This window comes from Thermococcus sp. EP1, from assembly GCF_001317345.1.
In the GTDB taxonomy this organism is placed as follows: domain Archaea; phylum Methanobacteriota_B; class Thermococci; order Thermococcales; family Thermococcaceae; genus Thermococcus_A.
In genome coordinates this window covers 19,142-30,429 of record NZ_JXCG01000008.1, presented here as the reverse complement: position 1 = coordinate 30,429, position 11,288 = coordinate 19,142, and the positions used below count along the sequence as shown (strand labels likewise).

Sequence of the window (11,288 nt, the reverse complement as noted above, 5' to 3'; positions counted from 1 at the left end):
CTTATTTTCTCCTTTTTGAGGTGTCTTTATGTTTGTTGATGCAGATCTTCACATTCATTCACGGTATTCTAAGGCTGTTTCAAAGCTTATGACTTTTCCAATTTTAGCTGAAAATGCAAAGCTTAAAGGATTGGGGATTGTTGGTACTGGAGATATTTTAAACCCAAAATGGGAAGAGGAACTCCTTAAATATGCTCAAAAAGTTGATGAGGGTACTTATGAAATAAAGGGAATAAAGTTTCTTCTTACAGCAGAGGTTGAGGATAATAAAAGGGTACATCATCTTCTTCTCTTTCCTAATATTGAAGCAGTAAAAGAAATGCGAGAAAGACTTGGGCGCTATTCTAACGACATTAATAGTGAGGGTAGGCCCCATTTAACAATAAATGCTGCTGAAATAGCGGACTTGGCAAACGAGGTGGGGGCTCTAATTGGCCCAAGTCATGCCTTTACCCCATGGACTGCATTATATAAAGAGTACAACAGCTTAAAAGAGGCATATAATAACGTAAAAATTCATTTTCTTGAATTAGGGCTTTCTGCTGATTCATACATGGCTGATAAGATTAAAGCCCATCATAAACTCGTGTATTTATCAAATTCTGATGCTCATTCTCCACAACCGCATCGCCTTGGAAGAGAATTTAACCGTTTTGAGATCAAGGAAGCAACTTTTGAGGAAGTTAGAAAAGCTATCTTGAAACAGGGTGGAAGAAGGATTATTCTTAACGCTGGTTTAGATCCAAGACTCGGAAAATATCACTTGACCGCATGTTCAAGGTGTTATACCAAATACCGACTTGAAGATGCAAAGAGACTGGGATGGAGATGTGAACTCTGCGGGGGGATTATAAAGAAGGGCGTTCACGATAGGATTCTTGAGCTTGCAGATACAGATGAAAAGCCCAAAGACAGGCCTCCTTACCTCCACCTTGCACCGCTGGCTGAAATAATCGCAATGGTTCTCAACAAAGGAGTTGAAACTAAGTCTGTAAAGAGTATATGGGAACGTCTTCTGAAAGAATTTGGAAGTGAGATCAGGGTTCTTGTTGATGCTCCTATAGAGGCTATAGCAGAGCTTATTGGGAATGACATAGCGAAAGCAATCTGGGCTTTCAGGAATGAGAAACTTATTGTTGTTCCTGGTGGAGGAGGAAAATACGGAGAGATAAAACTACCTGAGGAAGTTAAAAGAGCAAAACTTGAAGATCTCGAGAACATTGAGGTTAGGGGAGAAGACGTGTATTATAAGCCCAAACAAAGTTCAATCTTAAGCTTTTTAAAGAAAAACTGATTAAATTTTCTCTCATTGAAACTTCTTCTGGGTTTTTGATATAGAATGTTTACTCTAGGAATGAGGTTAGCATAATTGATTTAACTTCTGAAAACAAATAGAAAGTTAGCAATCAAAATACTTGGTTAATTGCAGCATTAAACAAATCTTAAGATTTACGTTGACTATATTAGAGTCTTTGGGGGAACTATCAAAAATTCGGGATGACAGAATATGAGATGGAAGGTATTTCATAGAGTGATAGAACTCTTGCCCCAAAGGTTTAAATTTTTCGTTGTTTTTGTAGGGTCTCATCTCCTAGCCATAATAAGTATTCTTATCCCGAAAGACTCTAAGAGAATAATGCTTATTTCATACCCTCCTTTTGCTGGCAATATGAGGTACATTTATGAACGAATGAAAGAGCTGGGACAGTTTAAGGATTATAAGTTTATATGGCCTGTTGAAAATAAGGGGATGTTTGAAAAGCGTGAAAATACAAAGTTTGTTATGTATGGAACAATTGAATATCTGTGGCAGTTATTGAGGTCAAAATACATATTTTCTTCTCAGAGAATTCCTTACTGGAAGGCTAAAAATCAAATTGGAGTTATGATCTGGCATGCAGTTCCAGGAAAAAGAGGTTTTTGGTTTGACAAACGATACCAGAACTGGGTTGGGAAACTTATTTTAAAAAGTATTCTAAGAAAAATAGACTATGTTGTTGCAACCTCTGAGTTTACAAAGGTGTTGTTTTCTGCAATTTTCCACATACATCCAGAAAAGATCTTAGTTTTGGGTATGCCCAGATGTGATGCACTCTTTAAAGGAAAAGGAGAGGCGCTAAAAAGGCTAGAGAGCCTCTTATGCTCAAAGATTAAAAACAGAAGGATCGTATTTTACTTGCCGACTTTCAGGGATTATGATAGGAGAGTTACGCAGGAGCTATTTACTAACCTCGTAAAAGACCAGGAATTTAGAGAATACTTGAAACAAAGAGAGGCACTTTTTATTTTCAAACCTCATCCACATGATGAGATGTTTGTTAAAAAGTATTCTGATGAGTACATTAGGGTAATAACCAACCAAGAGTTGATGGAAGCAGGGTTGACACTTTATGATATTCTTCCTGCAGCAGATATTTTGGTGACAGATTATTCTTCTGTATTTAGAGATTACCTTCTTTTAAATAGGCCGGTAATATTCTATATTCCAGATAAGAAAAAATATTGTGAAACAAGAGGATTTGTTTTGGAGCCCTTTGAACTTTGGACTCCAGGAGATAAAGTAAAGACTGTGGATGAATTACTGAAAGCTTTGGACGAAGCTTTTGAGAATCCTAAAAAATGGGAAAAGGAACGGCTTTGGCTTAGAGATTTGTTTTTTAAATACAAAGATGATAGATCCAGTGACAGAGTTATAGAGTACTTCTGGCCGCTAAGCTCCATTGAGAAGTAAGAGGGAAGTAACTCGAAGGTCATCTTTGTACGTTATCTTGAAGTTGAAACTCGTTGATTCATAGACATAAATCTTTACCTCTGGTAGATATTTGCGGAGAAGTTCTATGTCACTCTCAATATTCAAAAATTCTGAGTTTGGCACCATATTTATTAAGGTTTTAAGAATTTCACTTCTGTAAGCGACAGGTGATTTACAAAGCCTCAATTCCTGTCTATTCAGGACTTTGGATACAAATCCTCCATTAACCCTTACCACATAACTCGGAATTTTTGAACAGAAACTTATCACATCATATCTGTTCAAGAGTTTTATCATCTCGCTAAGTACATACGAAGATACAAAAGGTCGGTCTGCAATGTGGATTATTACTCTCTCCACGTCTTCATCTAGTGCTAAGACACCGTCTTTGAAAGATTCGTTTTTTGTTCTGCCCCCATTAATAATTTTTGTGAGTTTGGAATATCTATTCTTAAGATGTTCAATTATCTTACTGTATTGAGAATCGCTAACGACATATATCTCATCAATTTCTTCTGTTTTCTCTAGCTTTTCAATTGAATACTCAATCAGCATCTTGTTCCCGACATATAGGAACTGTTTTGGTATAGGACTACCGATTCTTTCTCCTTTGCCACCCGCGAGGAGAATACCAACTGTTTTCCCCATGTTCCTTCCTCAAGTGCCTTTTAACCTCTTAACTATATAAGTAATTATTGCTTACTCCTTGAAAATTTCGTCCTCAAGATCATTAATGAGATTACTCCCATTGGATACAAAAGAAGTGTCTTTAGGGATGATACCGGTATCATGAGGATAAAAAGGTAGATCTAGCCTCTTTCCAAACTAAAGGATGAGGTTTTCACTGTAGAGCAAATTTTAAGCCTTTTAAAGAAATTAAGTGCATTTTCCTCTCATACCTATTTTGTTTTTGATCTTTTTACAGACTTCTTTAAGTTTTTGGGCGTTTTCTTCTGGGATTCCATCGTAGGTGAACTCCCATGTACCCATTTCTATCCCAGCAGCATATTTTAGTTTATCTTTTTCTCTGAGAAGTGGATAAAACTCAATGTGCAGATGATAGAAGGAGTACTCTCCTTTAAAGGGAGCTTGATACACGCTCATCACGTATGGCATTTGCCTTTCAAAAAGAGAATTAAGGGTGCCTGTAGTCACTCTTAGGATATCCGCTAAGTTGAGGATTTCTGCTTGGGTTAGTTGAGTGAGCCATTGGACGTGCCTTTTTGGATAAATGTGTACTTCAAAAGGCCAGTTTGCAAAGAAAGGTAGGAAGAGAATAAAGTCATTATTTTCGTAGATCAGCCGTTCTCCTTTTAGCTCCTCATCTAATATCTTGCAGAATAGACATTTCTTAAATCGATTATAGTACCTTCTGGAATTCTCAATCTTTAATCGAACCTTCAACGGTATGAAAGGCAGAGCATACAATTGCCCATGGGGGTGGGTTAAACTCACACCTATTTCTTCACCCTTATTTCGAAAAATTGATAGATATGCAATATGAGGGTTGTTTTTTAATTCTCCTGTGATTTGCCTCCACAGCTGCACAACCTTAGTCATTTGCTCTATGGAGAGTTCCTCCAAGTCTTTCAATTTATGCTCTGGGGTCTCCACTATAACACTGCATTGGCCAAGAGCGCGAGCTTTTTTATAAAACCCTTTACTTTCGGGTTTAGGGGTGTTGAAAGAAAGCATTGGGAAACGATTAGGAAGTGAGAGCACTTCCCACCCATAACCTGTCTCTTCACCACCTGGGCAGAAAGGACAAAAATCTTTTGGCCTCCAGGGCCGTTTTTCTCTCTCCGCAGATACCATGATCCACTGGCCGAGCAAGGGATTATAACGGAGTTCTCTCATCTTATCACCGTAAGACTAATTAGATTTGGAAGAGTATTAATTTTTTGGTGGAGTTAATGGGGATAAAATTTTTTGATGAGTTCATTTTTGGGACTGCTACCTCTTCCCATCAGATTGAGGGTAATAACAAATGGAACGATTGGTGGTATTATGAACAGATGGACAAACTTCCATATAAGTCCAACAAAGCTTGCAACCACTGGGAACTTTATAAAGAAGATATAATACTGATGCATTCCCTTGGGTATGATGGCTATCGGTTTTCTATAGAGTGGAGTCGCATCTTTCCAGAGGAGGAGAAAATAAACGAAAATGCATTAAACAGGTATCGGGAGATTATTGAGCTTCTACTTAAGAGTGGCATAACTCCGAATGTAACATTGCATCATTTTACTTCTCCTCTCTGGTTTATGCGGAGAGGAGGATTTGCAAAAGAAGAAAACCTAAAATACTGGGAGCAATACGTTGAGACAGTTGTTGGTATTTTGAAGGGTGTTAAACTTGTTGCAACTTTTAATGAACCAATGGTCTATGTTATGATGGGTTACTTAACCGCTTATTGGCCTCCTTTTGTAAAGAGTCCATTCAAAGCATTTAAAGTGGCTGCAAACCTTCTAAAGGCCCATGCATTGGCGTATGAAATTCTTAGTAGCAGGCTTAAAGTTGGGATAGTAAAGAACATACCCATAATGCTCGCAGCAAGTGATATGAAACGAGACAAAAAAGCGGCAGAAAAGGCAGATAATCTTTTTAATTGGAATTTCCTCGATGCAATATGGAGTGGTAAGTTTAGAGGTGTTCTTAGCACTTATACTGTTCCTGAGAGCGATGTTGATTTTATAGGGGTCAACTATTACACAGCGAGTGAAGTAAAGTATAGCTGGAACCCTCTCAAGTTCTTTTTTGATGCAAGGTTGGCTGAGCTAAGTGAAAGGAAAACTCAGATGGGATGGAGCGTGTATCCAAGGGGAATATATGAAGCAATAGTTAAAGTTTCACGATACGAAAGACCGATATATATTACCGAGAATGGCATAGCAACACTAGATGATGAATGGAGGAAAGAATTTATTATTCAGCATCTTCAATATGTACACAAGGCTATCGAGGAAGGTTATAATGTAAACGGATATTTTTATTGGTCTCTAATGGATAACTACGAATGGAGAGAGGGTTTTGCTCCAAGATTTGGGTTGATAGAAGTTGATTATACAACCTTTAAACGAAAACCGAGGGAAAGTGCATACGTGTATGGAGAAATAGCACAGAAAAAAGAGATAAGCGATGAGTTAATTCGAAAATATGGGTTAAAAGGCCCTTGAGAGCTCTTCGGCTCTCTTCTTGAGTATTTCTTTTACAGCATCTCTATCTTCTGGATAGCTTTTCCGTATCCAGAGCCAGACTGCTGCACACGGAATCCAGAAGAGACTTCCTATTAAGAGTGTATATTTGTAAGCTAGTGCATCGGAATATCCCATCTCTCTTAAGGCCTCAATTAAAAATCCACCAAACAAGGGACCTGTGGCTTTACCTACATTGTCAAGGATGTTAAAGAGACCAAACACGGTTCCTCTATCTTCGGGAAGATTAACTTGTGACACTATGGCCCTTACGTTTGGTCCTGCATATGAGACAAATTGGATTAAGAGGAGTGAATATATTGCAAGTCCAATCCAGTGAATCAAGCTTAATTTGCTGGGGAGGGGATATAGAATTATGCCTATGGCAGCTATCATTCCAAAGAATATTGCAAGCCCGGTAATTACAGCCCTTCCACCTTTTTGTCGTGCTTCAAAGTAATCGCCTGCAAATCCTCCTAAAAGGCTCCCTATAACGGTTGAGACTCCTACCAGCAGGAGTACAAAGGTAGCTGTGCTTTTGTCCATACCTCTCGTGACTATAAAGAACGAGACAAGCCAGTACATTATAACTCCCCATGGAACAGTGCCTATTATTCCCTGGATGAATATGAGGATATTAGTCCTCGTTTTAAGGGATTTTTTGATAACTTCTTTATTCAGTCGGTACGTGTACTCATAGCCCTTTTCCAGAACCTCCTTAAGTTCTTTTTCTCCTTCTCCTCGTTTGGGTTCTTCTGCTATTATATAAAATAGGGGGGCTAGAACAAAGTTTGGTACGGCTGCAATTATAAAAGGTGGTCTCCAGCTGGCTATAAGTCCTGCTACTATCATACCGAAGAGAGTACCGAATCCAAATGCGGTTTCGATATATGCGTATCCTCTTCCTCTCTTTTCTTCTTCAAACATGTCTGCTATTAAGGAGTACCCTATGGGAATTATAGAGCCTATTCCGATACCAGTTAAAAACCGCATTGCCAGTAACTGATAGTAGTTTTGAACATAGGCTGTTAGAAAGCATGGAATCTCTCCGAGAAGGACTCCAATAACAAGGAGCTTTTTTCTCTGTCCTATGTCAGATAAGAAACCCCAAACTATTGTTATCAGGGCACTTGTGGCTACAAAAATCGTTGAAACAAGGCCCATTTGTGTTTCAGTAATTCCAAATTCCTCCATTATTTGCTGGTAATTTGGAGGCAGAAGATTCTGATCAGCCATCAAAAAAGCTGCCATCAGTACGAGCAATACAATTGAGATCTTCCTTCTAAGATTTCTCATTCTCACCCCTCCAGGACTCATAAATTGCTTTAAATGCATCTAGTCTTCTTTCGACAAGAGGTTCCCACCCTCTGGCATCGCTGTTCTCTGCAAAGAATGCTAATTCTCCATCTAATCCTATGGAGAGCATATTTAATCGTGCATTGCCTTCATCTTTGGTCCATATGTCCAAACTCTTGTCTGGGGCCCAGCTTGAGGTTCTTAGGTAGAGTCTTCTTCCACTGTGCTTAAGCTCCGAAGGCGGGCATATCCTATCATTGAGATGATCAAGGAGCATTAAGAGAGCATCAATATCCATTTTATAGCCTGAAATATCGCGATAGCCAAGAAACTCTATGTCTGTGCCATACAGAAGTATTTCATCTTTTTCCTTTATCCAAGAGGCTGCTTTCTTTGGATTCATTAATGGAAACTTTCCGATTCCAAGTATTATGGTGGTATTTATGGCTACCCATACTGGAACTGCGTCGATCTCTTTAACTGCTGCAAGAGTCACTTTACCACTAAAAGCTAATTTAACTGCTCTTTTCAGCTCTTGAAGACCAAGAAGATAATTGAGATACACAAACCCCTCTCCCCGTTGGGCTCGTATAAGGTGAGGATAAAGGGGTTTTATAGGTCTTATTGCAGAATTTAGATGATTTGAGAACAACATTGCTTCACCGTCTGCAAATAAATATTCATATTGATGGTCTCTCAGTATTGCGGGAATTATTGGATCATAGGCTAGCTCTGGAAGCCAGAAGCCTTTTGGAGAAGTGTCTAGGATTTCTTCCTTAACTTCTTTGTCTTTCTGTACCTGTGCTTCAACTCGGTCAAGAGGAAGGAGGGGCAAAATTGCGTGGGTGTAACTGGTTCCGAGGATTTCAATTAAACCAACTTCAATGCCTTCTTTGATTAGAGAAATTATTTCATTGGGAAGGATTTCAAGAGTGTAACCAGTTATATTAAGACCAAAGGGAATTTCAGCTTTAATTAACTTTGAGATAACGGAAAAATACGCTTTCTCAATAACTGTAGGAATTTCATTTTTTGGAATCTCTGCATATTGTAAATTCCCATGGAAAACCAATGCTCTCACTTATTTCACCCCATCGGAAGGCTTTACGATGAAGTACTTTGCATTCCATGGGAACTTCTTTTTGTATTCTCTTAGGATAGCCTCCCCGAATTCTTTTGCTTTTTCCTCTTCAACTAAGGCTATAGCAGATCCTCCAAAACCCGCTCCAGTCAGTCTTGCACCATAAGCTCCGAGTTCAATAGCTTTATTCACAAAGAAATCCAGCTCTTCACAGCTTACAGCGTAGTTTCTTGCAATATCCCTATGGGCTCGTGTGAGAATTTCACCTACTTCAATGATATCACCTTTTCTCAAAGCCCGTCTAACTTGTATAACTCGCCTGTTTTCTCGTATGATGTATCCAAAGAAGCGACGATAGAATGAAGGGAGGTGTGTTAGATCGCTCTCATTAACTTCTTTGGAAGTTCTCTTACCTAAAATCCGCAAAACTTCCTCTGCAATTTGTCTTCTTTCGGCATAGGCAGAAGAGGCCAGTTCTCTCTTGATACCCGTGTAAAACACCACAACACTAACATCTTTCGGGAATGGAATGTACTCATACTCTAAAGTGTCAGTGTCTAGAAAAATCACATGATTCTTTTTGCCAAAAGTAATTGCAAACTGATCCAATATCCCGCATGGTACTCCAACAAACTTGTTTTCTGCCTCTTGGGCCATTAATGCCATATCCCGCAGAGGGAGGTGCAGATTGTATGCTCTGTTTAAAAAAGCCAGTGTTGCTAATTCAAAACTTGCAGAAGAACTTAAGCCAGCTCCAAGGGGCAAATCTCCATAAACTCGTCCTTTAATACCTCGAATTTCGTATTTTTTCTTCAGTAGTACCCAGTAGATTGCTTTGATATAATCTATCCAAGAATTTTCTTTTTTAAGCTCATTAAGTGTAAAAGAACGCCATTCTCTAAAATAATCCGAGTAAATGTTCACATTTTCGTCTCTTTCTCCTTCAAGGACAGTGTAAAGATTAACTGCCATAGGCATTACGTAACCAAGCGTATAATCGGTGTGTTCTCCTATCAGATTAACCCTTCCTGGGGATTGTACCCTCAACATGGTTATCTTAGAGATTTGGTGATTCATCTATAAATCTCTTTCTCCGAAGGTTTTTAATGAGGATAGAACGTACTATCAAGGGGGATCGATGTGGAGCGTGAGATAATAGAACTCTTCATGAGACACCTTAAACTTCAGGGAGATCTACCTTTAGGAGACGATGCTGGTGCGATAAAATGGGAAAGTGGATGGTTAGTGGTCACAAATGACATGTTAGTGCGGACTACAGATGTTCCTGATATAATGACACCTGAACAGGTAGGATTTAAGGTCTTCACAATGAATGTTAGTGATGTTGCAGCCATGGGTGCAACACCAATAGGATTTCTGTTTTCCATTGGAGTTCCAAGAGATTTTGAGATGGAGTATTTAGAAGGGATTTCAAGGGGAATTGCTAAGGCATCTGAGTTTTATAGAACACCAATAATAAGTGCTGATACAAATGAAGCCTGTGACCTGATAATTGATGGAATAGCTCTTGGAAAGACTAAAAGATTACTTACGAGAAGCGGTGCAAAAATTGGGGACTTGGTCTGCGTTACTGGGGATATCGGGAGAGCTCTGGCCGGGCTTAAAGTGTATTTTGAGAACCTTGAGATAGAAGAGAGGACAAGAAAGGTGCTTTACGAGAAGCTTTTGGAGCCAAAGGCGAGGGTTAAAGAGGGCCAAATTTTGGCAAAGTATGCAAATTCCGCTATAGACATAAGTGACGGTATGAGTAAAGAATTGCACCTGATAGCAAAGATGAGCGGCGTTAAAATTTTAATCGATTCAGAAAAACTCCCTATAAGGCAAGAAGTCTTTGAAGTTGCTGAGCCCTTAGGTTTAGATCCTATTGAGATTGCCTTAGCGTCTGGAGAAGAGTTTGAGCTCATCTTTATGATTCCTGAGGAGCACTTGGATAAGCTTGACTTTGATTTCGTGGTGATTGGAAAGGTTGAGGAGGGAGAGGGGGTTTATTTAAGGAGAAATGGAAAAATCAAAAAGATGCCGATTTTAGGATGGGAGCATCTAACGAAATCCTAATAACATCTCTTGTCAAATTCTTTTTTGATGCTTATGAAAAGAATAAAGTTCAAAGTTCCACTTGATCAAGAAATGTTTGTTATGTTCAAGGAGTTTCTTGAAGCTATAGAATGGGGCTATGGGGATACCTACTTTATACTTGACGATGAAGTCATTAAAATAACAGAAGTCAAGTTCAAAGAAGGTATAAACCCAGAAGAAATTATTGAAAACCTTAGAAAGCTTGCTCATGTGAAAGAGCTGAGATTGATACCAAAAAATGGCCATTACCTGCTTTATGCTAAAATTAATATTAAGAGTATCCCTTATCCAACAGAGGATGTCAAAAGGATCCTTGAGCTCCAAAAGAAAGGTCTTGTGATATTTGAAAAGGGTACTTTTGACGGGTTTTCAATTGTTCTGGTTGTAACTTGTGAAGATTCTCTCCTCAGTGAAGTGATTTCTACCCTTAAAGAGGTTTACAAAGGAAGTGTCTTGAGTGTTGAAGAGTATACACCAGAAAATACGCCTCTTTCAAAGCTAAGCAAGAGACAGCGTGAAGTGCTTCTCTTAGCTTACAAAAGCGGTTACTTTGACGAGCCAAAGCGTGTAACTTTAAGAGATCTTGCCCAGATGCTTGATCTGAGTCCATCAACAGTGAAAGAACATTTAAGGAAGGCGCAGAAGAAGGTGCTTGAGGAAGTTATGGGTGAATGATAGAAACTCTAAAACGGAGGGCTAACACTACCTCATCCACTTTCTTGCAATGACGGCAACAATGAGCGCCATGAAGACCGCCCCAGTGAGAGCTTCTATTGCACTTAGGGCCTTGAGCCATCCTGTTGGGTGCATGTCACCATAGCCGAGAGTTGTGAAGGTGAAGTATTACATTAAATACTAAAACCTT

At 39.0% G+C, this 11,288-nt stretch carries 10 protein-coding genes and 1 pseudogene; 5 read left to right on the top strand and 6 right to left on the bottom strand.

The annotated features are described in order from the left end of the window. The first annotated feature begins 28 nt into the window (after positions 1-28). Positions 29-1,294, top strand: coding sequence for a TIGR00375 family protein (locus EP1X_RS07400; RefSeq protein WP_055283215.1), 1,266 nt, complete (start codon positions 29-31; stop codon positions 1,292-1,294). 213 nt (positions 1,295-1,507) lie between these two features. After that, positions 1,508-2,731 carry a CDP-glycerol glycerophosphotransferase family protein gene (locus EP1X_RS07395; protein WP_055283212.1) on the top strand — a complete coding sequence of 408 codons (1,224 nt, stop codon included), beginning with the start codon at positions 1,508-1,510 and terminating at the stop codon, positions 2,729-2,731. On the opposite strand, the gene EP1X_RS07390 is transcribed toward EP1X_RS07395, so the two are convergent. Continuing rightward, positions 2,711-3,400 (bottom strand): 2-C-methyl-D-erythritol 4-phosphate cytidylyltransferase, encoded by a 690-nt coding sequence (locus EP1X_RS07390; protein ID WP_055283210.1) that lies wholly within the window; start codon positions 3,398-3,400, stop codon positions 2,711-2,713. The two genes, EP1X_RS07395 and EP1X_RS07390, sit on opposite strands and share 21 nt — an antisense overlap. A gap of 228 nt (positions 3,401-3,628) precedes the next feature. Beyond that, positions 3,629-4,609 carry a galactose-1-phosphate uridylyltransferase gene (gene galT, locus EP1X_RS07385; protein ID WP_055283208.1) on the bottom strand — a complete coding sequence of 327 codons (981 nt, stop codon included), beginning with the start codon at positions 4,607-4,609 and terminating at the stop codon, positions 3,629-3,631. Positions 4,610-4,665: 56 nt separating this feature from the next. Between galT and EP1X_RS07380 the strand changes: the two genes are divergently transcribed. After that, a complete protein-coding gene (locus EP1X_RS07380) occupies positions 4,666-5,931 on the top strand; it encodes a glycoside hydrolase family 1 protein (protein ID WP_055283206.1) in 1,266 nt (421 codons plus the stop codon). Here EP1X_RS07380 and EP1X_RS07375 read toward each other — a convergent pair. The 3 genes from EP1X_RS07375 to EP1X_RS07365 are packed head-to-tail and all read right to left on the bottom strand — an operon-like array spanning position 5,917 to position 9,391. After that, the gene (locus tag EP1X_RS07375) at positions 5,917-7,245 is read right to left on the bottom strand and encodes an MFS transporter (protein WP_055283204.1); all 1,329 of its coding nucleotides are present in this window, start codon (positions 7,243-7,245) and stop codon (positions 5,917-5,919) included. The genes EP1X_RS07380 and EP1X_RS07375 overlap by 15 nt on opposite strands. Continuing rightward, complete coding sequence (locus EP1X_RS07370) at positions 7,232-8,326, bottom strand: hydrolase (protein ID WP_055283202.1); 1,095 nt, start codon at positions 8,324-8,326, stop codon at positions 7,232-7,234. The genes EP1X_RS07375 and EP1X_RS07370 overlap by 14 nt, the downstream gene beginning before the upstream one ends. Next, positions 8,327-9,391, bottom strand: coding sequence for a galactokinase (locus EP1X_RS07365; protein WP_172672612.1), 1,065 nt, complete (start codon positions 9,389-9,391; stop codon positions 8,327-8,329). Positions 9,392-9,466: 75 nt separating this feature from the next. Here EP1X_RS07365 and EP1X_RS07360 point away from each other — a divergent pair, with 75 nt between their 5' ends. Both EP1X_RS07360 and EP1X_RS07355 read left to right on the top strand, forming a co-directional pair. Further along, entirely contained in the window at positions 9,467-10,402 is a 936-nt protein-coding gene (locus tag EP1X_RS07360; protein WP_055283201.1) for a thiamine-phosphate kinase, read from the top strand. A gap of 27 nt (positions 10,403-10,429) precedes the next feature. Beyond that, positions 10,430-11,098 (top strand): helix-turn-helix domain-containing protein, encoded by a 669-nt coding sequence (locus EP1X_RS07355; protein WP_371180448.1) that lies wholly within the window; start codon positions 10,430-10,432, stop codon positions 11,096-11,098. A 27-nt stretch (positions 11,099-11,125) separates the two neighbouring features. Here the strand turns inward: EP1X_RS07355 and EP1X_RS10020 are convergent. Next, positions 11,126-11,248: pseudogene (locus EP1X_RS10020) on the bottom strand (ion channel); the annotation flags it as partial. Positions 11,249-11,288: the final 40 nt, after the last annotated feature.